Genomic DNA, 21560 nt, shown 5'->3' on the forward strand with positions numbered 1-21560 from the left:
GCTCAGCCCGGCCCGGTGCGGCGGCCGCCGGTCAGCACGGTCAGCACCTCCCGGTACCGGGGGCGCCCCGGGTACGGGTCGGCGGGGGCGGCGGCGAGCAGCGCGATGTCGTCCTCGGCGGGGTCGGGGGCCCCGGCCAGGACGGCGTCCAGCAGCCCGGCGGGGCCCGCGCCGGCCGGCAGCCGCCGGGCGGTGAGCCGGGCCAGCGAGCGGTCGATGTCCTCGTCGCGGCGCTCGACCAGGCCGTCGGTGTACAGCAGCAGGGCGTGGTCGGGCGGCAGGACGACGGTGGTGGGGGCGTAGCCGTTCAGGCCGGTGCCGAGCGGCGGGCCGGGCTCGACCGGGAGCAGCGCGAGCTCCCCGGTGGGGCGGACCACGGCGGGCGGCAGGTGGCCGGCGCTGGCCAGCGCGTAGCGGCCGCGGGCGGGTTCGGCGTAGACCACCAGGCAGGTGGAGGGCCGGTAGTCGTGGACCTCGCAGGCGAGGTGGTCGAGCCGGGTCAGCAGCCGGTCGGCGGTGGGTTCGAGCAGCGCCATGGCGCGCAGCATCGCCTGGTAGTGGCTCATGTGGGCGGCGGCCTCGATGCCGTGGCCCATCACGTCGCCGATGGCCAGTACGGTGCGGCCGTCGGGCAGCGCGACCGTCTCGTACCAGTCGCCGCCGATCAGCGCGCCGGTGCCGGCCGGGCGGTAGCGGAAGGCGACGTCGAGGTCGGGGTGCGGGCTGCCGGGTTCGGCGAGCATGGCGCGTTGCAGGCGGGCGGCGACGTCGTGCTCGCGGCTGTAGCGGCGGGCGTTGTCGAGGGTGATCGCGGCGCGGCCGGCCAGGTCCTGGGCGGAGACGGCGTCGTCGGGGCCGAAGCCCGGGGAGGCGCCGATCCGCATCAGGGTGACGGCGCCGATCCGGTGGCCGCGGGCGGTGAGCGGCACCACCAGGCCGGAGTGGATGCCGATCTCCCGGTACAGGGCGACCCGGGCGGCGTTGGGGGCGGAGCGGCCGAACTCCTCGTCGCTCAGCAGGTTCTCGATGATCGGGCGGCCGGCCTCCAGGCAGCGGCGGATGGTGGAGCCGGGCTGGTAGTCGATGTGCTCACCGGGGGCGCCGAGCCGGCGGACCTGGTCGAGCAGTTCGGGGGCGGCGGCCAGCGCGGCGCGGCGCAGCCGGCGGCTGCCGTCGGGGCGCGGCCGGGCGTGGCTGCTGTCGGGGTGCGGGAGGAGTTCGACGGTGGCGGCGTCGGCGAGGTGCTCGACCAGGAAGGCGGCGAGTTCGCCGCAGGTGGTGTCGACGTCGAGGGTGGTGCCGACCTGGGTGGCGGCGGCGTCCAGCAGGGCGAGCCGGGACCTGGCCTGTTCGAGCTCGTGCTGCTGGCGGCGGGAGGCGGTGACCTCCAGCACGATGCCGACCAGGCCGACGGGACGGCCGTCCGCGCCGTCGATCCGGTGGTAGGCGCCGTGCCAGTAGCGGCGCGGCAGCGTGGACGCGGCCCGGGTGCGGCCGCTGGAGGTGACCTCGCGGGACCGGCCGTCGGCGAGCACGGCGCGCAGCACGTCCTCGCGGGCGTCGATGTCGGGGAGGAGTTCGGCGATGGTGCGGCCGAGGTGGTGTTCGGCGGGCAGGCCGTTCATCCCGGCGAGGGCGGGGTTGACGTAGCGGTAGCGCAGTTCGGTGTCGAGGACGGCGACGCCGGCGTCGGTGCCGTCCAGCACCTGGCGCAGCGGCCGGGGCAGGGCGCTCCAGAGGTCCTCGGCCATGGCGGGCGCACCTCCTCGCCGGGGCCCGGTCCGGCCGACCCGGCTCTGTGACCAGTAAACACAGCGCCAGGGGTTCGGGCGATCCGGTGCCGGGCGGCCGGGCGGGGCACCGGCGGGGGCCGCCGGATTCACTCGGACGGAGTCGCCCGAATGCCCGGGGGCGGGCGGTGCCGGAGGGTCGGGGGCAAGTGCTGCTCCGGCCTAGGAGGTTCCATGAGTTCGTCTGTCGGTCCGACCGCGACACCGCCCCCCGGCGCTCCCGCCGGCAGTGCCCGGGCACCCCGCAACAAGGGGTGGGTCTCCGGGATGGTGCTGTTCGCCGGTGTGGTGATGCTGGTGAACGGCATCCTCGAGGTGTTCCACGGGATCATGGCGATCGCCGAGGACGACGTGTTCGTCAGCACGCCGCGGTACGTCTTCCGGTTCGACCTGACCGGGTGGGGCTGGATCCACCTGGTGATCGGCGCGCTGGTCGCGCTGGTCGGCTTCTTCGTGATCCAGGGCGCGGCCTGGGCCAGGATCGCCGGTATCTTCCTGGCCTCGCTGAGCCTGATCGGCAGTTTCCTGGCGCTGCCGTACTACCCGCTGTGGGCTCTGGTGATCATCGCACTGGACGTGTTCGTGATCTGGGCGCTGTGCGTCTACCGGGAGGACTGAGCCCTCACCCGCCCGTGCCGGTACGGGCACGCACCGAAGGGCCCCGCGGGCCCGCTCCGGGACGGAGCGGGCCCGCGGGCTGTGCGCCGCCGGGCCGTGGGGGGCGGCCGGCGGCGTCACGCGGGGCGGGTCACTTGTTGAGCGCGTCCACGCCGGCCTGGGCGAACTGCTCGTCCTGGTCCGCGCTCGGGGCGCCGGCCACGCCGACGCCCGCGATCGGGGCGCCCTTGACCTGGACCGGGGCGCCGCCGCCCAGGAACAGGGTGCCGGGAATGTCCTTCAGGTTCGGGGCCTGGGCCAGGCGCTTGACCAGCTCGGAGGTCGGCGCGTTCCAGGACACCGCGGTGTAGGCCTTGCGCTCGGCCGACTCGAAGGCCTGCGGGCCGGAGCCGTCGCCGCGCAGCTCGACGATCACGTTGCCGTTGCGGTCGACGACGGCGACGGAGATCTTCTGGCCGGCCTTGGCGGCGGCGTCCAGGCTGGCCTGGGCGGCCTTGGTGGCGGCCTCGACCGTCAGGTGGGTGGACTGGAAGGTGTTCTTGTTCTGCACGTCGGAGTTGACCGCGGTGGCCGGGGCCGCGTTCGGGGTCTCGGCGTTGGCGGAGACGGCACCGACGACGCTGGCTCCGACCGCGGCGACCGCAACGGCACCGGTGACGACGCGGGTGCGGGTGCTCAGCTTCTTCATTTTCGGCTCCTGTATCGAGGGGGTTCGGTTCGGCGCCGGATTCCTGTGCGCTCCGGCCTCGCCATCCATACTTCGCCCCGGCACCCCCTCCCCGGATCGGCGAACCGGCTCGCTCCGCGGAGCATGATGGACGACAACCGTGTCAACCGATCGGTTGATGCGCGGGGCGCCGGCCCGGTCCACCATCGCTATGACGGCCGTGACGCAGCGTGAGAACCCGGGGCACCCGGAGCACACGGGGCAGCCGGAGCAGCCGGAGAACACGGCGCACCCGGAGTACACGGAGCACTGGGCACGTAAGGAGGCAGCCATGATGCGTCACCCCCTGTCCCGGGCGGTCGACCCGGACGCGGGCTGGCTCACGGTCGTCATGCGGCTGGCCTTCCTGCTGCTGCTCGGCACCTCGCTGGCCAGGTACCTGACGCACCACCTCTCCAGCCCGCTGACGCCCTGGGTGGTCGGGCTGAGCCTGGCGCTGGCCGTGGGCCACCTGTCGGGGCTGTCCGAGCGGCGGCAGGGCTGGCTGGCGGCGGTGCTGGCGAGCTGGGCGGTGCTGGTGCTGATGGCGCCGAGCTTCGCCTGGTGCGCGGTCCCGCTGGTGTACACGGTGCTCCGGGCGCTGCCGCCGCGGGCCGCGATCCCGCTGGTGACGGTGCTGACGGTGCTGGTGGTGGTCTCCGAACTGCGGCTGCCCGGCGGCTTCGACCCGACGATGCTGCTGCTGCCGCCCGCCGTCGCCGCGCTGGCCACCGCGGTGTTCCTGTACATGCAGCGGCAGGGCGCCCGGCAGCGGAAGCTGATCATCGACCTGATCCGCACCCGGCGGGAGCTGGCCGCGGTGGAGCGCCGGCAGGGCGCGCTGGCCGAGCGGGAGCGGCTGTCCGTCGAGATCCACGACACCCTCGCCCAGGGCCTGTCCAGCCAGCAGATGCTGCTCCAGGCCGCGGACCGGACGTGGGAGCAGGACCCGGCGGCGGCCCGCGGCCACGTCCGGACGGCCGCCTCGATCGCCGCGCGGAACCTCGCGGAGGCCCGCCGCTTCGTCCACGACCTGGCCCCGGCCGACCTCGCGGAGCAGGGCACCCTGGAGGCCGCGCTGGCCGCGCTGGCCGACCGGGAGGCCGCCGAGAGCGGCCTGGCCGTCCGCTTCCACCTGGACGGCGCGCCCGCGCCGATGCCGGCCGCCGCGCAGTCCGCGCTGCTGCGGATCGCCCAGGGCGCGCTGGCCAACACCAGGGAGCACGCGCAGGCCGAGCACGCCTCGATCACCCTCTCCTACCTGGGCGACCAGGCGGTGCTGGACGTCGCGGACGACGGGCGCGGCTTCGCCCCGGGCCGGGCCGGGCGGGGCGAGCGCGGCGAGCGCCCGGCCGGCGGGAGCCGGGGGCACGGGCTCCCGGCGATGCGGGCCCGGCTGCGCCAGCTCGGCGGCACGCTGACCATCGAGTCCGCCCCGGGCGAGGGCACGGTGGTCTCGGCGGCCATCCCGCTGGAGGGCCGCTGAACCCGGGCCGGGGGCGCCGGGCACGGCAGCGGCACCGGCCCTGGCGGTGGCCCCGGTCCGACGGCCCCGGCCGGTAGCGTCGGCCGCCGAGGAGCACACGGAAGGAGCGGTTCATGAACGACACCGTCCGCAGCGACACCGTCCGGCTGGTCATCTGCGACGACCACGCCATGGTCCGGGCCGGGCTGCTGGCCCTGCTGTCCAGCGATCCGGCGATCGAGGTGGTCGGCGAGGCCAGCACCGGCGAGGAGGCGGTCTCGCTGGCCGCCGCCCTCCGGCCGGACGTGGTCCTGATGGACCTCCAACTCGGCGACGGCATCGACGGCGTGGAGGCCACCCGGCGGGTCCTCGCCGGGCCCGGCGAGAGCCACGTCCTGGTGCTGACCACCTTCGACACCGACACCGACATCAGCCGGGCGATCAACGCGGGCGCCACCGGCTACCTGCTGAAGGCCGAGAAGCCGGAGGAGCTGTTCGCCGCGATCCGGGCCGCGGCGGCGGGCCGGCCCGCGCTGTCCCCGCCGATCGCCTCCCGGGTGATGGCCCAGATGCGCTCCCCGCTCCCCCAGTTGACCGACCGCGAGCAGGACATCCTGGACCAGCTCGGCCAGGGGCTGGGCAACAAGGAGATCGCCCGGGCGCTGTTCATCAGCGAGGCGACGGTCAAGACCCACCTCGGCCGGATCTACGCCAAGCTCGGCGTGGACACCCGCTCCGGCGCGGTGGCGATCGCCAAGGAGCGCCGCCTGCTGCGCTGAACTCCCGACGCACCACCGCTCCTTGACAACCGAACAGCGACGACCGGCCCGGCCCGCCCGTACCGCGGCTCCCCCGCGCCGCACGGATCCGGCCAACCGCGGAATCCGGCGAACCGGTGACATCCGGAAGGTGCAGAAGTGGCGGGAGGGGGGTAGCCACACGGGGCCCGCCCGGTGTGACGCGAACGCGTAAGAAACGCGACACGCTCCGCTCACCCTCCCCTCGCCGGCCTGTCGTTCGGGCGCGACACGGTTTGGCCGGAACCGACGTACGAAAGGCGGACGCGCCCCATGCCGACCGCACCACCCGCGCAGGCGCCGCCGCGCCGCCTCGGGGAGCACGGGCTCGCCTGGGCGTTCCTGCTGCCCTCGGTCGCCGTCTTCGCCCTGTTCATCGGCTATCCGCTCGGGCGCACCCTCTACCTCAGCGCGCACGCCAACGACCTGTTCGGCGCGCCCTCCCGGTACGTCGGCCTGCAGCACTACACCGACCTGCTGGCCTCGGCCGAGTTCCGCGACACCCTGCTCACCACCGCCCTGTTCGTGCTGCTGACGGTGGTGCCCGGGGTGCTCGGGGCGCTGTTCCTGGTGCTGCTGCTGGAGAGCCGGATCCGCGGCGTGCGGCTGCTGCGCTCGGCCTTCGCGCTGCCGTTCGCGTTCTCGGTGGCCAGCGCCTCGGTGGTGTTCTCGGTCTTCTACAACCCGGCCAGCGGGGTGCTCAACGGGCTGCTGTCGCAGTTCCACCTGGGCCCGGTCGGCTGGCTCACCGACTCCCGGTACGCGCTGCTCTCGGTCGCCGCGTCCACGGTCTGGATGAACCTCGGCTACAACGTGCTGGTGCTCTCGGCGGGCATCGGCTCGATCCCGGACGAGATCACCGAGGCCGCCCGGCTGGACGGCGCCTCCGGGCTGCGGCTGGCCCGCTCGGTGACGGTGCCGCTGCTCGGGCCCAGCCTGTTCTTCCTGGTCGTGGTCTCCACGGTGAACGCGCTGCAGAGCTTCGGCCAGATCCACATCCTCACCCGGGGCGGCCCGGACGGCTCGACCCGCACCCTGGTCTACTCCGTCTACCAGAAGGCGTTCGCCTACGGCTCCAGCGACTTCGGCACCGCCAGCGCCCAGGCCGTGGTGCTGCTGGTGGTCGTACTGGCCTGCACCGCCGTCCAGTTCGGCACCCTGGAACGGAAGGTGCACTACGCATGACCGCCGCCCTCACCGAGCCCGGGGCGCCCGCCGCCGCGCCCGCCCGGGCCGCCCGCCGCCGGGTCCACCCGCGCAGCGCGCTGGCCGGGGCCGCGGTGTACCTGCTGCTGCTGGCCGCCGCGCTGACGGTGCTGTTCCCGGTCTACTACGTGTTCGCGGGCGCCTTCATGCGCCCGGACGAGATCGCCGGCTACCCGCCCGCGCTGGTGCCGCACTCGGTCACCGGGCGGAACTTCTCCGGCGCCGTGCACGCGGTGCCGCTGGTCCGCCAGTACGCCAACTCGGTGCTGGTGGCGGGCGTGATCACCGCGGCGCAGCTGTTCACCTCGGTGCTGGCTGCGTACGCCTTCGTGTTCCTGCCGCTGCGGGCCCGCAAGCCGGTGTTCGGGCTGTTCCTGGCCACCCTGATGGTGCCGTGGGAGTCCGTGGTCATCCCCAACTACCTGACACTGTCCGGCTGGGGCCTGGGGAACACCTACTTCGGGCTGGTGCTGCCGTTCCTGGCCTCCGGCTTCGGGACGTTCCTGCTGCGGCAGTCGTTCCGGCAGTTCCCGGCCGAACTGCGGGACGCCGCCCGGATCGACGGGGCGGGCCACTGGCGGTTCCTGTGGCGGATCCTGGTGCCGCTGAACCGGCCGGTGCTGGCGGCGCTCGCCGTCTACGTGTTCCTGTCCGCCTGGAACCAGTACTTCTGGCCGCTGATCATCACCCGCACCGCCGAGATGCAGACCCTGCAGATCGGCCTGTCCACGCTGCGCGACTCGGAGATGGCCGACCCCGGCCTGATCCTGGCCGGCGTGGTGCTGTCGCTGCTGCCCACGCTGGCGCTGGTGGTGTTCGGCCAGCGCTTCATCGTCCGCGGCCTGACCACCGGCGCCGTCCGCTGACGGCCGGCCCTCCCGCTCCGCTCGACTCTCCCGGCACCCACCCTCGTAGAAGAGAGAAGAACCCGTGAAGAAGAGTGCCCGCGCGCTCGCCGCCCTGCTGGTGTCCGGCCTGGCCCTGACGGCCTGCAGCTCCGGCGGCTCCGGGGGCGGCGGCGCCTCCGGTGACGCCGCCGCGCCCGCCGCCTCCGCGCTCGACCAGGCGTCCGGGGTGACCACCGTCGAGTTCTGGCACTCGATGACGGGCAAGAACGCCGAGACGCTGACCGCGCTGGTCTCCCAGTTCAACGCCGCGCACCAGGGCAGGATCGAGGTGAAGCCGGTCTTCCAGGGCACCTACGACGACCTGATCGCCAAGTACAAGGCGTCGGTGCAGCAGAAGGCCACCCCGGCGCTGGTGCAGGTCTACGACATCGGCACCCGCTTCATGATCGACTCCAAGCAGACCGTCCCGGCCCAGGCGTTCGCCGACAAGGACGGCTACGCGCTGGACGACCTGCAGCCCAACATCCGCAACTACTACTCGGTGGACGGCAAGCTCGCCTCGATGCCGTTCAACTCCTCGGTGCCGCTGCTCTACCTGAACGACGACGCCTTCAAGGAGGCCGGCCTCGACCCGGCCAAGCCGCCCACCACGCTGGCCGAACTCGGCGACCTCGCCAAGCAGTTGACCAAGAAGGACGGCAGCGGGCAGACCGTCCGCTACGGCTTCGGCGCGGCCGTCTACGGCTGGTTCGTCGAGGAGCTGATGGCCGAGTCCGGCTCGCTGTACTGCGACAACGGCAACGGCCGCACCGGCAAGGCCGCCAAGGTCGGCTTCGACACCGCCAAGGGCGCCGAGATCGTCCAGTGGTGGGCCGACCTGGTCAAGAACGGCTACGCCGCCAACACCGGCCGTCAGACCACCGACGCCCAGGCCGCGTTCAAGGCCGGCACGGTGGCCATGCACCTGGAGTCCACCGGCGTGCTGCGCGGCTACACCGAGGCCGCCAAGTTCACCGTCGGCACCGCGCCGTTCCCGAAGACCGCCGCCGGCGACCAGGGCGGCCCGGTCATCGGCGGCGCCTCCCTCTGGATCTCCGGCCCCGGCCACTCCGACGCCCAGAAGCGGGCCTCCTGGGAGCTCGAGAAGTTCCTCACCGCCCCCGAACAGCAGGCCGCCTGGCACGTCGGCACCGGCTACTTCCCGGTCAACACCAAGTCGCTGGACGTCCCCACCGACAAGGAGTGGATCGCCAAGTACCCGCAGTTCCAGACCGCCGTCGACCAACTCGCCGCCACCAAGCCCACCCCCGCCACCGCCGGCTGCCTGCTCGGCGTCATGCCGCAGGCCCGCAAGGGCGTGGAGACCGCCATCGAACAGACCGTCTCCGGCTCCAAGACCGCCCAGCAGGCCCTGACCGACGCCGCCAAGGAACTCCAGCCCGCCATCGACAGCTACAACTCCTCGGTCGGCTGACCCCGGCCGTCCCCGCCCACGCCGAAGGGCCCGGCCGCGCGCGTGCGCGGCCGGGCCCTTCGAAGCGGAAGGCGGCGGACGAGTCGGCCTGTACGCCGACATTGGTCCAACCTTGGCGACGATCACCTCCCGATCCGCCTGACCAGGTAATTTGCGCGATCTGGGGTCCGATCCGACCGCTGGGGACTTCTCGGGGACTTTCGATCGAGATCGGCACCTCGAACCAGCGGTCGACTATGGCGGCAGACTCACCCCGTGATTGCGATAGAGCCCATTCTCGAAATCTGGGGCCCCGACAACTTCTCCCTGCGGCCGGTCGTGACATGGGAGCAGCGCTTCCCGCCGCTGAACTGCGCACTCGACCGGGCCGAGGTCGGCACGGTCTGATGAGCATCGCCGCCTGCCACGTCCTCTCACCCAAGGCCCTCCGCCGCGCACCGCAGCCCGCCGACCCGCTCGGGGCCTTCCTGCACGCGCTGCTGACGGTGAAGAACCCGTTCGCCCCGGGCGGGCTGCGCCTTACCGCCACCGCCACCGGCATCATCTTCGCGCCCGGCTGCTGCACAGGCCTCAACCGGCGGCGCGGCTGGCTGGACGTGATGGACGGTGACGGCCAAAGGCAGGCCTTCTTCGGCCACGATCCGCTCCGGCTCGCCGAACGCCACGGCGACACCGTGCGACTGACCGTCGACGGCGACCGCGCCGACAGCCCCACGACCGACCTACCCGTCGCCGACCTGCGCCGTCTCCTCGCCGACACTGAACACGACTTCGCCGGCTTCTTCCGCCTTACCGCCATATGAGCCGCCCACCACCTCCCCGACCACGCCGCTGCCGTCACCACCGCCTTCGCCCGCGCGCTCGACCTCCCCGCACCGTTCGACAAACCTTCCACTGCTCACCCCTGACGAATGTTCGGGAGGTGGTCGACACTCCGGCCGTCGGCATCGCCTGCCACGCCTCCGGCCACGTCTGGACAGGTGTCTTGCTGCCGCGGTTTCGAGGCGCCGATCAGGAGAGCATGGCCTCCACTGGTCTTCGGTCACCGGGGCCCTCACGGCATCAACCATTTGACGCCCTGGCAGGGTGAGCTCCTCGCCTGCACTCCCCCGGCCAAGCCGACGCCTGGCGGAACGGAGAGTGACTCTCCGTCCCGTGGTTTACGGTCTGTGACATCTGAGCGGGTTGGAAAAGATCGCGGAGGCCAGGCTATGAGCCTGATCGAGCTGGTGCGGACAGGCGATGCCGAGGGGGTGGTTCGCGAGCTACCAGCGGATGGCTCACGCTGCCGCGAAGGAGCAGGCACGTTCTCGCGGGCGCGATGGCCCGCACCGACCTGGCCGCGCGACGCCCCAGCGGGGTGGGCACATCGCACTAGGGGGCGTATTCGGTCGTGATCAAGGGGTGGGCTTGGTGAGGTCTTTGAGCCAGATCATCGCGCCGCGAAGGCGGAGGCCGGCGAGGTAGCTCTCGGGCTTCTTGTCGTACCGGGTGGCGATGCCTCGCCAGGCCTTCAGCTTGTTGATCAGGCGCTCGACGGTGTTGCGGTCCTTGTAGAGCTCGGTGTCGTGGCCAACGGGGCGGCCGCCTTCGCTGCCCTTCTTCTTGCGGTTGGCGGCCTGGTCCTTCTTCTCCGGGATGACCGCTTTGATGTGGCGTTTGCGCAGGTAGGCGCGGTTGCCGCAGGACGAGTAGGCCTTGTCCCCGGCGACCGCGCCGGGTCGGGTCCGCGGGCGGCCGACCGGCCCGCGAACCCGGATCCTCTTCAGCACGGGGATGAACTGCGGGCTGTCGGCGGCCTGGCCCTCGGTCAGGACGAAGGCCAGCGGACGGCACCTGCGCTCGCCGGCGACGTGGACCTTGCTGGTCTGGCCGCCCCTGGACCGTCCGAGCAGGGCGGCCTTCAGGCGGAGCCGGCGTCTGCGGCGCACACGCCGCCGCTCGTCCGTGGCGCCCTGCCCGTCCTGTCCCTCCGTGCAGCCCCCTTTTGCCGGGCCTTCTCCGCTTCCTCGGCGGCCTTCTCCAGGTCGGCGAGAGTGTCGGGGTCCAGGTGCATCCCGGCGGCGTCGTGGTGGGCCCTCACGGTGGTCGAGTCGACGCCGACCAGGGACAGGTCCACCTCGCCCCGCTTCGCTGCCTCCGCGATCGCGCCCTCCAGCAAGGCCTCGAACACGCCGGCGTCCCTCCACTGCCGAAAGCGGTTGTGGACCGTCGACCAGGCCCCGAACTCGCCCGGCACCTCCCGCCACTGCCCGCCCGTCCGAAACCGCCAGATCACGCCTTCGAACTGCCGACGCAACCGCTCGGGGTACGGGCCGTACTCACCGACCGGCAGGTACGGCTCGATGAACTCCCACTCGGCATCTGTCAGTTGCACTCGCGTCACACCACACGATCTACCGAACCAAGGGCCACCACGAGAGCGAAACCCGCAAATTGATCACAACCAGATACACGCCCTAGAACTCGAACACGGTGTTGGGGTCGTCCATGGCGCGCCTCAGTTCGCCGATGTTTCCGATAATGGCGAGAGGCGATGTGCGTGCCACTTCGATGATTCCCCCGACGACGATCTGCATCGCTGCGACGTCGCCAGATTCAAGTGCCCGGTCAAGGCCGTCAAATAGCCGCTTGTGCGTCTCGCGCCGCTCTTCGAAGGCGCGGTCGAAGTAGTCCCGCAGAGACTTCTCGGACGCCTTGATTCGCGCGACCTCGGTCTCCCGGTACGTCCTGAGCTTTTCGCGCTTTGTGCTCTCCGTTTCGTGGATCTGAATCGATTCGCGCGTAGCACTAACGAGTTGGTTGAGTGCGTTGAGCGCGTCTGCCGCGCTGAGCCTTCCGGCCGCCCCGACCACTGGCTCGGTTGCCTTCGCAGGCAGGGGGGTGCCCTTGGGCAAGCCCTTCTGATCAGGCATCCGTCGTCTCCTTGCGCGCGTCGCGATAATTGAAAATGAGTTGCTCGGTGTTCATGTCGAGGTTGCCGTCTTCGTCAGCGACGGGTGCCGTGGCTACATTCCGCACCGACGTGACCAGGACCAGAGCCGTTTGGAGACACTTGCCGTGCGCGTCGATGTCGAAAGGTTCGGATTCGAGCAGGTCGAGAGCATTCGTTGCCTGTGAAACCAACCGAATGAGGATGTCGTCCAGCTCATGCGCTCGCTCCCTCACTCCACGGAGGAGTTGGTCACGAACGTCGAGTTGCGCGAAGGCGACGTCGACTGCTGTCCGGAGGTTGTCAGCCTCAGTTCGTGCCTTGGTTCCTCGATTCTTCATCGTGAGGCCTGCGACGAGGACGCTGGGGCCAGCGGCTGAGACTTTGAGGACCGTCGCTCCGAGCGCCATCCCACCGCCGCCAGAAGCGAGGCTTCCGCCGCCGAGGAATGCACGCGTTGCACGCTCTGCCGCTGCTCCGCGGAGGTTCGCGATCGGCGCCCCAGTGCTTGCCTTTGCCAGTTGGCTAACGGCCTTACGGAGGGCCGCCGGAGTTGCGCTCCCGATTAAGGCTGCGCCAACGATGCCTCGGACCCAACCCGCGATATCTGGATCGAGCTTCGCTATCCCTACGACCTGGGTGGTGTTTGAGGCGTCGACTCCGTCGAGGATGAGCTGCTCATGCGCTCGAACCTGCTTGGCATGGCGCTCGAGGAAGTCTCGCATCCGGAATATGACGTCGCGCTGTGCTCGTTCCTGCGTTCGACCGAGCGACTGCATCGCTGCGTTCGCTCGTTCGACCTTGGCAAGGTGAGCGGTGTGGCGACTCTCGTAGCGTGTCGTGTGACGTCGGATCTGCACTCGAGCACGCTTGACCTGCACGCCACCGACGGCGCCCGCAACCACGCCGCAAGCTCCCGTGATGCCGCTGCCGATGATGATGACGAGCGGGACGCGCGGCAGAACCATCGTCGACACCTCCACAAGGGTTGCGAGGCGTTGCGCGAGTCCCGCGTTCGTCCCGCTCGCGAATGGTATCGCCACGAGCACTCGAATGGCCGATGGATTGAGCGCTTCGGCCCTGTGCAGCACCCTGCCGGCGGCTTGCTGAGGCTCTGCACCACAGTCGTCAACTGCACGCCTGCGACCTGCACTTGGTCGATGAGCAACGCTAGCTCCGCCGTCCTATTTGGGAAGGCCGATCCGCCGATGCCGACCAGGCGAACAGCAGCTCAGCGGGAGGACGCTGGCGCTGCAACCCGTTGGGCCTACGCTGAACGGAGTTCGGTGTCTGGTATTCCTCGCTCAGCCAGCAGGGCCGTTAGGGCTGCGATCGGGCTCACGGCAGCCGCTGTGGCCTCAGCCTCGGTGTCACTGATTCGGATGGTGGGAAGCCAGCCGTACTCCGGTGGCAACAGGTCGGCGAGGGCGTCGCGGAAGGCGCGCTGGCGGTGGCGGCCGCCGTCGCCTGGGAACAAGGGCGGTCGAGGCCGGGCGAAGCCGCCGCCAGGTTCACGTCCAGACAGTTCGCGCGACCGCTCCAACCACGCTGCTACTTCGAAGCCGAGGAGCGCGCCCGGCGGATAGTGCTCAAGGCTGGTAGCCCGGGCCGCTGTGAAGTGCTGGCGCTCGTCGACCTCTAGGACCTGCCGCCTTCCGCTCAGGTGGGTCAGTACAACATCCAGGCGACGGCGTTCCCGGGGCGGAGCGTGTTCGGGGAGCGCCAATCCGGTTAGCTCAGCGTAGATCCGGCTCACGGCTTCCCAGGCGCCAGCGCACTCGACGCGCCCCGGCCGCAGCAACCAGGTCGGCGAAACCTCGACCTCGATCTCGGCGTTCACCACTTGCCGGAGCAGCCTGGTAACAACCAGCTGCGGGCGCTCCCTCATGGCAGATACCCCTTCATCCTCATGATGCCGCCCAACAAACAGTAAGGAGCATCCACGGCACCGCTGACCTCGGTTCTGGAACCCCGAGACCGATTCGCCTCTCACTGTGGGTTCCAGTGCTCGAAGCTTGAACATCTCACGTGGCCGAAGGCCGGCCAAGCCAGTACAACGCGAGGTCCACTGTTCGTGGCGCTCCCGGCCGGCAACAACCAGGTCTTCTACAATCTTCATGCACCTGCCATATCATTCCTTGGGTGAGGTCAAGGAGAGGCCCAAGAGCTCAAGGCCCGACTGCGCCCTCTCGTCGTACACGGCCATGCGGTGAGGAGCCGCTGCGGTCAGCAAGGCCGACGCGAGGGCATCGCCATTCTTGAAACCCGGCAGCGAGGTCAGCGCTGCCCTACCCTGCCGAGCGGCCTCAGCGAGTGCCAGTCGCTCATCGCGCATCGACTCGACAGCTGGCGCCGTCACCCTCCGGACAGCCTCGTCCGGCATTGCCAGCAACGCAGCTGCCCATCGCGTGTTCGCTCGAAGGCGCTTCCAGAACAGCAGGGCGCCGATGTCTGACTTTCCGATGCTGCCGGAGAAGGCGATGCGCTGCGAGACCTCCAGCAGCACCGCGTCGTGGGCAACTGACACATTGGACAGGCAGTCGGTGCGCGCGGCGTGGAGCCGGGACCAGCCGTCGTCAGAGATCACTCGGGCCTCACTACGGCGGGCTAACCCAGTTGCCTCATCTGCCGCTCGATGCCGCCGAGTTGCTCAGTGAGCCGGGACCAGGACTCGTACTTGCAAGTCACGGCCGGTTCTCAGATGAACTTCGCAGCCAAGCCTCGACCTCTGTCACCAATGCATCTCGGGCCGCCGCCCCGCTCGACAGCAGCACCCGTCCGTCGCGTCTCCAGTGGGCCTTCACCACGACCTTGCCGTTCTCCACTCGCTGGATCTCGGCGACCAGCATGGCCTCCGGGCCAAGAAGGAGGCCACCGAGGGCAATACGTCGGCCGACTGGGTCCGGCTTCGTACTAAGGACCCAGATGTCATCCGGCTCGAAGCCGTCCCGAGAGTTCTCAGGAAGGCCGTGATCAGCAAGCAGACTTACATCGGAAGGCCGGTGCTTCCCCTCCTCGGGCGCCTCCCAGTGGCTCGCGTCGCCATGTAGGGCCAACGCCAACTCGTGGGCGGCATCAGGCAGAAGCTGACGAAGGCCGCGACTATACCGCCGGGCCTGCTCCATACTCATGTCGATCGAGGCCCAGCCAGTGCGGAAGGTCCTGGGCACGACAGTGTCTCGAGCGTGCTGCCTGAGCCAGGTGTTCAACTCATTGGTGAACTCTGCCATGGTGAGCCGCTCGTGAGGGCGGTAGGCAGTGGTGGCCTCGAGGATTCGAGCAAGGTCGATGGCCGCCGGTCCTCCCCTGTTCCAGAGATCGAACTCGGGTCCCTGCACGTAGTGGGTTCCCTCCGGCGGATAACGGAGCCCACGCGCCAGCACGAAGAGGGTCTTCGTCAGGGACCAGACGTCCGCCGGAAAGTCTCGGGAAAACTTGCGGCGCTGCCTCATCTCAGGCGCGATGAAGTACATCGGTCCGACGTTCTCGCCAGTCAGCGTCAGCCCGGGTCGGTCGGGCCACGCCGCGATGCCAAAGTCACCTACAACCGGCTTGTCGCCGAGCCAGAAGAGGTTCGGTGGCTTGATGTCGCGGTGCGCGATCCTCTGCTCGGCCAGCCTGGCGAGGATCGACGCGATCTCGGCGACTGCGGCCACCACGTCCCAGAGATTGGGCGCCCCGTCCTCGTTCCGCTCGCGGAGCACATCGGACAACATCCGTGCCGTCGGCATGACGAACCAGCCAGGCTCCGACCCAAGGTCAATGTCCAGCACCGGCAGGATGCCTGCCTTACCTGCTTCAGTCAGTGCTTGCATCCGACGCGCCTCCTCACGGAAGCGCCGGACCGTCACCTCGTCGTCCTTACGTGGCAGCTTCAATACACCCTCGCATCCCGAGCGGTCAGCAACGCGGATGATGTGCTTGACCTTCTTGTCGATCAAGCCACAACGCTGCCACGGCCCCCAAGGTCCAGAGGCGTTTTGTGGCCGTGAAGTTGATGACATGTCGGGACTCTAGCCCGCTCCCGGCCATACCCGCAGGATTCCTGATGTTCGGAACCCAACGGACGGTAGCCTTTCCCATGACGATGGGCATTGGGTTCAGGCTCGGAACGCGTCGGGAATCTAAGAACTCGTCGGCCTCCGCCCTCGGTGACTTCAACGCCCTCTTGGCCGCGACAGTGGCCGACCCCGGTCGCGCACCGCGCTACTACGACACCGAGCCGTACCTGACGCAGGACCACGACGATCTGGAGTACCAGCTCGCGGCCGGCACGGTCGGCGGTCAACAGCTGGCCAACCGGCGGCTGACGGAGGCTCTGCTACACGGCGGGTACATGGTGGACGTCGCTGCACACGTCGGCGCGCCCTGGCAGCCGACAGTCGGCCACTGGGAGGACGGGCGCGGGCGCGGTGACCCGCACCCGTGGGGGTCGCGCCGGATCGGCCTCATCCTCGCCACCCGGCCCGTCGCCCCCGCGGTGAAGCACTACGGGGTCCATGTGAGCGCGGCGAGCAATGAGGCGTCCGACCACCGGGCGATCTTCGCGGACGTTGATCAGCCCACTTCCCTATCGGGATCTCATCGCCGCACCCCCCACGAGTCCTCGGTGTAGCCAGCAAGACAGACCCTCCGCACTGCCCGGCTACACGAACACGATTCCCCAACACTCCCGGGGCCCCCGAAGGTCCTCCTCGTCCAGCTGAGGAGGAAGGCGCGGACCGCCCTGCACGACGCCCCAAGGGGGCGGCGCCACAACTCCACAGAGTTGCACATATTGCACTTGGTTCACTTGTTTCATATGATTGGGGGTAGTAGCCACTCAAAGCTGGGGACGCACCTATGCCCGTGACCCACCAGGAACAGAAACCGGCCAAGCAGAAGAAGCACCCCACCGGCGACAATACGACGACCTTCGGCTACGAGATCAAAACCTCCCGCACCCAGCAGAGGCTGCTGCGCCGGCGCCCTGTTGAGAACCCGCCGGCACTACGTGGGACCCAAGCGCAGCGGACGCGGAGGGAGCAGCGCAAGCGCAGCGTCGAGGAGGCCGTGCCGCGCCTGCGTGACGCACTCACCAGCAGTGCCGAGACGTTCCACATCACCGTCGCCGAAGCGGGCAAGGTCACCATGGAGGTACCGCGCGAAGCCCTGGCGGTCCTCATGGAGACCATGGCGCTCATTACCTCCGGCCGCGCGGTCGAGGTAATCGCCAAAAGTATGGAGCTGTCCACTATCCAGGCTGCGAAGACCCTCGGCGTCTCCCGGCCCCACCTGGTCAAGCTACTCGACAAGGGCGCGATCGAGTACCGCATGGTCGGCACCCATCGCCGTGTGGACGTCGCGTCCCTGGAGGACTACCGGCGACGCGAACAGAACGAGCAGACTCAACGTCGCCAAGCGGCGGTCGCCTCCGCCATTGGCTCCACCGAGGCCGAGGGGCTGCGCGTCAGCGCAGACACCACCGCCGACCTCGACGCCTACGCACACGGAGAACTCGACGCCGCGGCCCTGCGAGCCCGCACCCTCGCCCGCTACACCCGCAAGGCTGCTGAGTGACCGACCCTTACAGCGAACCCAATGGCGTCCTCCGAAACAGTCTCGGCATCACCGATGCAACCGAACTCTCCGAAGCCGAAGCGGACATCGCCACCGTGGAACTCGCCATCCTGGACGCCGAGCCGCTACCCGGTAGCTACGACCTCGCACACCTGCAAGCGTTCCACCGGCAGATCTTCGGCAGCGTGTACCCGTGGGCCGGGGAGCTGCGCACCATTGAGATCTCCAAGGGCACATCGTTTTGCCCGTCGATCCACATCGTCTCCTTCGCGGAGGACGTGTTCGGCAAGCTCGCCAACAACGACCACCTGCATAGGTTGGACCGCCCGGAGTTCATCCGAGCCCTGGCCGACCTGTACGGCGACGTGAACGCCATCCACCCCTTCCGGGAAGGCAACGGCCGCACCCAGCGCGCCTTCCTCGCCCAACTCGCCCGCGAAGCCGGATACACCATCTCCTGGCAGGACATGGACCAAGAGGAGAACATCGCCGCATCGGTAGCCAGCTTCAACGCGAACAACGACCTACTGGAGAAAATGCTCGACGCCCTGGTACGCCCCGCCTGACTGACGTCCGCCAACGGCGCCGATCAGTCGGCCGGTCACGGCCTCTCAACTCAGTCATCGAAAGCGACGAGTTCCCATACAAGATCGTCCCAGGTTCCTTCCCGGACCGCCCGGGAAGCCGACTCCTTGAGTTCCAGAGCGACCTGAGAGCACAGGAACTGCGTGATGCCCATAATCGTGAGCCGGACCTGATTCCAGTCACGAGCTAGTTCTTTCACATCGATAAAGCGCGGCCGGTCAGGCATGTCGGCTACATGCGACAGTGTGTTCCGCCGCTCGGCAAACTGCGAAAAGTGCCGCCCGATCAGCGTTCCCATGTGCTCAGGCAGGATCCGTCGAACCTCGACAACTAGCTGTTTGATAGCGTCTTGTCCGTTCCGCGCTTCGGGAAGCAAGCCCTCGGCAAGCCCAGCCCCTCGCCAAAAGGTGGATGTACCGATCATCTCCGGCCACGGCTCCTGCAACGTCCCAAGGTGGAGCACGTGTTCAACCAGACCTTCGTACGCGGCGCGGACGTTGACGTCGGTCGGGAGCATCGCGGGCGCCACCGGAAGGCTGTGGTCGACGCGCCCCACCACCTTGCCCAAGGTCCAACCGAATACCACAGGCTTCCAGCGGCTCGGCAACTCTGCGGGAGGGTCCGCGATCTCGGCAACGGCTCGCTCGGTCACGGCCGCGCGCAGATCATCACCGAAGTCGTGACTGGAACCGCTGCCCCGCAGCGCTGCGAGGATCCAGCTCGCCAACAGTGAGTGGTCATTAGTCAGGCCGATCAGACCGCCCAGCTCGGCCCCCCTACGCCGGTTGCCCTGCCAGGCGGCCTCGTACCGCTCCACTGCTTCCTCCAGCCAGGTCAGCTCGAGTCCAACCTCGGCTAGCCGGTCTTCCAGCAGCTCAGAACGGCCACTATCCGCGGCGAGCATCCGATACAGTACAGCGAAGACGAGCGGCGAGAGCTCACAGTTCAGCCCCACAACGCACGCTCCAACTGCAGGTCCAAAGGCACCAGCTGTTCGGTGCTTCCGGTGAAGTCGAGAGCTTCAGGCGGCACGGGCAGACGCGCCAGGTTGTCCTTGCGCATCCCGGGGATGAAGTCGCCGGTCAGGAGAACCTGGCGAAGGCCGTAGCCGGTCTGGCCGTTGAGGTAATACACGATCGCCGGCCCGTGGCCCTGGTCTCGGAGGCGGAGGACGAAGACGTTACGGTCGACCACCGTCGTCTCGGTCGCCAACATAGCGTGGGGGCGGGCGCCCACTGCCGCGACGAAGACATCAGCCGACTGGGCAATCACGGTCCGTGGCTCAACCCGCACCCAACGACGTACCGGCTTGCCACCGAGCACGGCGATGTCAGTGAGCGGCATCAGATCGGGCCCTGGTTGGTCGCGGTACTCCTCAAGCGAGACATGGCGTCCTCGGGTGATCTCGCTACAGAGATCGCCAAGCGGGATGCCTACGTCCAGCACATCGGGGTTCGGCGTAGCGAGAGCAATCGACCATTCGCCCCGAGTGAGGTCAGCAGTGCGCCACCAGGTCTCGCTGGCCTCTTCCTCTTCCCGATGAGTCGCAGTCTCGATGCGCAGAAGCCGTTTCTCGACGACACGGACTTCGGCGAGCGGGGGGATCGGAATCATTAGATCGAGCAGCACGGTCTTGGCGGTCGCCCGCCCGATGGCGCCAGTCGCCAAGTGCACGCGGAAGGCACGACCGGTTCGGCTCGTCAGCACGCCCCAGATCCAAGGGCCCAGCCCGTCACGGGGGCGGAGCGCAAGGAAGGCCGACGACACGAGCGAGCCAACATGGTCAGGGCGCACGATCAGCAGCGGCAGTTCGGGGTTCATAGGAACGAGCAGATCGCCTGGTCGAAGTCCCCGCTCGGACTCCCGCACCTGGTAGACCGCCCCGCGATACCTTCGGCTGCGCCTGCGTACGCCACCGCTGATCGGATCTAGGCTTGCCGGGGTGATCACTGGAACCTCTCGCTCGACCCAACTGTCAGTCGGCAGCGATGACGCCAGTTCACGCAGTGGGAGCGTCACGCTTTGCCCCCCAGCCCACGTGAGTGCAGCCGCAGTGAGGATCGAGGGATCCCAGGACCGCTCATCCCTGAGGGATACCACCGCCGATGTGATCACGGCCGTGCTCCGTCAACGTGCACCAGCGCCGCTTCGAGTGCCGCGCCGCCAGGTGCGAGCTGCGACTCCCAGTCTTCTCCCAATTGCGCGATGAAGGTGTCACCCGGCTCGGCCTTGTCGATGACAATCAGGATCGATCGGATCGCCGTACCTGCCACGACCCCCGGAGGAAGGCCGAGGATTGCAGCTACGCGAAAACGCGACGCCAGAAAGCGTCGGTAAGGCTCGCCGTTGCTGCGATAGGTCACGCTAGCTGGCAAGTGCAGTACTGCCCGGCTGCCCTCACCCAATAGACGCACGACGCGGTCGAGGACGGCCAGGTCACCGTCCCGCGTGGTTGACCCGTCAAGCAGCTCGTAGTGCTTCTGCAGTCTGAGCGAGAACGGGGGTGCCGACACCAAGCAGGTCGAAGGCGGCAGATCAGTCTTGAAGGCATCCCCCGTAATGATCTCCACCGGGACCGGCGAAACGCTCCCGATCGAACGGGCAACGTCCGCCATCCGCTGGTTGACGTCGTAACCGAGGACCGTGTTAAGCCCGGTCACGTGGTCCTGCGCGTAATCGATGGCTTCCCAGAGGAATGAGCCCGCGCCGCAGAACGGATCGAGCAGATCCCGCGTCAGCCTGGATCCTGCCAGATGGGCAACCGCCTTGGAGACGCCCTTGTGGCTGGTGAACTCCCCTGCCTCCTTGTGGCGACGCTCGAAGTCAACAACGGCCCGGCGTCGTGCCTGCCAGAGCGTCTCCGGGCTAACCCGCACCCCTGAGCTGGTCAACGTTTGGAAGCCCGTGAGGTCGATCGCCGCACCGAGGTTGAAGCTGGAGTCGGAGGCATGCGAACCACTGTCGCGAGCGCGTGAAGCCGTCTTCCAAAGCTCATGGCTGAGCAGTGCCGTGACGAGCTCCACGTCTTCGATCTCACCCTCTCCCCCATTGGGCGGGGCTTCCGGCCCTTCCACCTGCGTTAGCCGCTGTAGTCCCGGGTCGGCCCGGTACCACTCGGCATCGTTGACCACGACATAATGGTCAGCGGTACCGAGCATGTCTCGGGCACGGGCCAATGCCCGGAGACCAGCTTCGGGGCGGATAGGCGCGCGCGACTTCACTACTTCGATAGCCACCCGAGGCGTCAGGGCACCGTTGGAGTCAGCGGCCCACGCCACGACGTCGGGACGCCATCTGTCTCTCCCGCCGGGGATGGGAGGCTCGAATTGCACAAACTCGTAGCCAACCGCCGCGAGTGCATCGCGGATCGCTTCATTGCTCATGATCAGGTGCATCCTCGTCTGCGGCCCTCGTCGCGAACACTTCAGCCGGCGAGCGCGCGGATCTTGATGCGCATGGCAGCCGGGCCGATTCTTTCACTTGAACCAATGACAGCAGGGCCAAAACTCCGAACCGAAATTGAAGCGCCGGGAGGCGGCGACGCTGGCGCAGGTGGACGAGTTGCGAGCGAGGGCACGGA

21 protein-coding genes and 1 pseudogene are annotated in these 21560 nt (G+C 68.9%); 11 read left to right on the top strand and 11 right to left on the bottom strand.

Translation table 11 applies throughout. The annotated features are described in order from the left end of the window. Positions 1-2: 2 nt before the first annotated feature. Complete coding sequence (locus OU787_RS08655) at positions 3-1751, bottom strand: SpoIIE family protein phosphatase (protein WP_051817041.1); 1749 nt, start codon at positions 1749-1751, stop codon at positions 3-5. 213 nt (positions 1752-1964) lie between these two features. On the opposite strand from OU787_RS08655, the gene OU787_RS08660 reads away from it, so the two are divergent. Next, entirely contained in the window at positions 1965-2408 is a 444-nt protein-coding gene (locus OU787_RS08660) for a DUF7144 family membrane protein (RefSeq protein WP_051817040.1), read from the top strand. 130 nt (positions 2409-2538) lie between these two features. Here the strand turns inward: OU787_RS08660 and OU787_RS08665 are convergent, their stop codons facing one another. After that, the gene (locus OU787_RS08665) at positions 2539-3096 is read right to left on the bottom strand and encodes a GlcG/HbpS family heme-binding protein (protein WP_030460701.1); all 558 of its coding nucleotides are present in this window, start codon (positions 3094-3096) and stop codon (positions 2539-2541) included. 310 nt (positions 3097-3406) lie between these two features. Between OU787_RS08665 and OU787_RS08670 the strand changes: the two genes are divergently transcribed. The 7 genes from OU787_RS08670 (at position 3407) to OU787_RS08700 (ending at position 9707) form a co-directional block, all read left to right on the top strand. Next, entirely contained in the window at positions 3407-4600 is a 1194-nt protein-coding gene (locus OU787_RS08670) for a sensor histidine kinase (protein ID WP_030460700.1), read from the top strand. A 113-nt stretch (positions 4601-4713) separates the two neighbouring features. Then, positions 4714-5358, top strand: a complete 645-nt coding sequence (locus OU787_RS08675; RefSeq protein WP_030460699.1) for a response regulator — start codon at positions 4714-4716, stop codon at positions 5356-5358. Positions 5359-5649: 291 nt separating this feature from the next. Further along, on the top strand, positions 5650-6561 hold the full coding sequence (locus OU787_RS08680) for a carbohydrate ABC transporter permease (RefSeq protein WP_030460698.1): 912 nt from the start codon (positions 5650-5652) through the stop codon (positions 6559-6561). Further along, the gene (locus OU787_RS08685) at positions 6558-7448 is read left to right on the top strand and encodes a carbohydrate ABC transporter permease (RefSeq protein WP_268658986.1); all 891 of its coding nucleotides are present in this window, start codon (positions 6558-6560) and stop codon (positions 7446-7448) included. Before OU787_RS08680 ends, OU787_RS08685 begins: the two co-directional genes overlap by 4 nt. A 64-nt stretch (positions 7449-7512) precedes the next feature. Further along, a complete protein-coding gene (locus OU787_RS08690; protein WP_030460696.1) occupies positions 7513-8904 on the top strand; it encodes an ABC transporter substrate-binding protein in 1392 nt (463 codons plus the stop codon). Positions 8905-9159: 255 nt separating this feature from the next. Then, positions 9160-9291: a hypothetical protein gene (locus OU787_RS08695; RefSeq protein WP_268658987.1), complete on the top strand. Its 132-nt coding sequence runs from the start codon at positions 9160-9162 to the stop codon at positions 9289-9291. After that, positions 9291-9707: a hypothetical protein gene (locus OU787_RS08700; protein WP_268658988.1), complete on the top strand. Its 417-nt coding sequence runs from the start codon at positions 9291-9293 to the stop codon at positions 9705-9707. Before OU787_RS08695 ends, OU787_RS08700 begins: the two co-directional genes overlap by 1 nt. A 594-nt stretch (positions 9708-10301) precedes the next feature. On the opposite strand, the pseudogene OU787_RS08705 reads toward OU787_RS08700, so the two are convergent. The 6 genes and pseudogenes from OU787_RS08705 to OU787_RS08730 all read right to left on the bottom strand — a co-directional run bounded on the left by OU787_RS08705 (position 10302) and on the right by OU787_RS08730 (position 15777). Continuing rightward, positions 10302-11290: pseudogene (locus tag OU787_RS08705) on the bottom strand (IS5 family transposase). Between the two features lie 73 nt (positions 11291-11363). Further along, complete coding sequence (locus OU787_RS08710; protein ID WP_268658989.1) at positions 11364-11819, bottom strand: hypothetical protein; 456 nt, start codon at positions 11817-11819, stop codon at positions 11364-11366. Further along, positions 11812-12813, bottom strand: coding sequence for a hypothetical protein (locus OU787_RS08715; protein WP_268658990.1), 1002 nt, complete (start codon positions 12811-12813; stop codon positions 11812-11814). Before OU787_RS08715 ends, OU787_RS08710 begins: the two co-directional genes overlap by 8 nt. Positions 12814-13103: 290 nt before the next feature. Next, entirely contained in the window at positions 13104-13724 is a 621-nt protein-coding gene (locus OU787_RS08720) for a hypothetical protein (protein ID WP_268658991.1), read from the bottom strand. A gap of 243 nt (positions 13725-13967) precedes the next feature. Beyond that, positions 13968-14423, bottom strand: coding sequence for a hypothetical protein (locus OU787_RS08725; RefSeq protein WP_268658992.1), 456 nt, complete (start codon positions 14421-14423; stop codon positions 13968-13970). Between the two features lie 97 nt (positions 14424-14520). Beyond that, positions 14521-15777 carry a protein kinase domain-containing protein gene (locus OU787_RS08730; RefSeq protein ID WP_268658993.1) on the bottom strand — a complete coding sequence of 419 codons (1257 nt, stop codon included), beginning with the start codon at positions 15775-15777 and terminating at the stop codon, positions 14521-14523. Between the two features lie 107 nt (positions 15778-15884). On the opposite strand from OU787_RS08730, the gene OU787_RS08735 reads away from it, so the two are divergent. The 3 genes from OU787_RS08735 (at position 15885) to OU787_RS08745 (ending at position 17961) form a co-directional block, all read left to right on the top strand. After that, positions 15885-16451, top strand: a complete 567-nt coding sequence (locus OU787_RS08735; protein ID WP_268658994.1) for a hypothetical protein — start codon at positions 15885-15887, stop codon at positions 16449-16451. A 233-nt stretch (positions 16452-16684) separates the two neighbouring features. Then, positions 16685-17395 carry an excisionase family DNA-binding protein gene (locus OU787_RS08740; RefSeq protein ID WP_268658995.1) on the top strand — a complete coding sequence of 237 codons (711 nt, stop codon included), beginning with the start codon at positions 16685-16687 and terminating at the stop codon, positions 17393-17395. Beyond that, complete coding sequence (locus OU787_RS08745) at positions 17392-17961, top strand: Fic/DOC family protein (protein ID WP_268658996.1); 570 nt, start codon at positions 17392-17394, stop codon at positions 17959-17961. Before OU787_RS08740 ends, OU787_RS08745 begins: the two co-directional genes overlap by 4 nt. A gap of 50 nt (positions 17962-18011) precedes the next feature. Here OU787_RS08745 and OU787_RS08750 read toward each other — a convergent pair whose 3' ends face one another. From OU787_RS08750 to OU787_RS08760, 3 genes are all read right to left on the bottom strand, one after another. Next, positions 18012-18884, bottom strand: a complete 873-nt coding sequence (locus OU787_RS08750; RefSeq protein ID WP_268658997.1) for a hypothetical protein — start codon at positions 18882-18884, stop codon at positions 18012-18014. A gap of 41 nt (positions 18885-18925) precedes the next feature. Further along, positions 18926-19801 carry a hypothetical protein gene (locus OU787_RS08755; RefSeq protein ID WP_268658998.1) on the bottom strand — a complete coding sequence of 292 codons (876 nt, stop codon included), beginning with the start codon at positions 19799-19801 and terminating at the stop codon, positions 18926-18928. 290 nt (positions 19802-20091) lie between these two features. Beyond that, positions 20092-21363, bottom strand: coding sequence for an HsdM family class I SAM-dependent methyltransferase (locus OU787_RS08760; protein ID WP_268658999.1), 1272 nt, complete (start codon positions 21361-21363; stop codon positions 20092-20094). Between the last annotated feature and the right edge of the window lie 197 nt (positions 21364-21560).

Origin of the sequence: Kitasatospora sp. YST-16 (assembly GCF_026802215.1) — a bacterium.
Lineage (GTDB): Bacteria > Actinomycetota > Actinomycetes > Streptomycetales > Streptomycetaceae > Kitasatospora > Kitasatospora cineracea.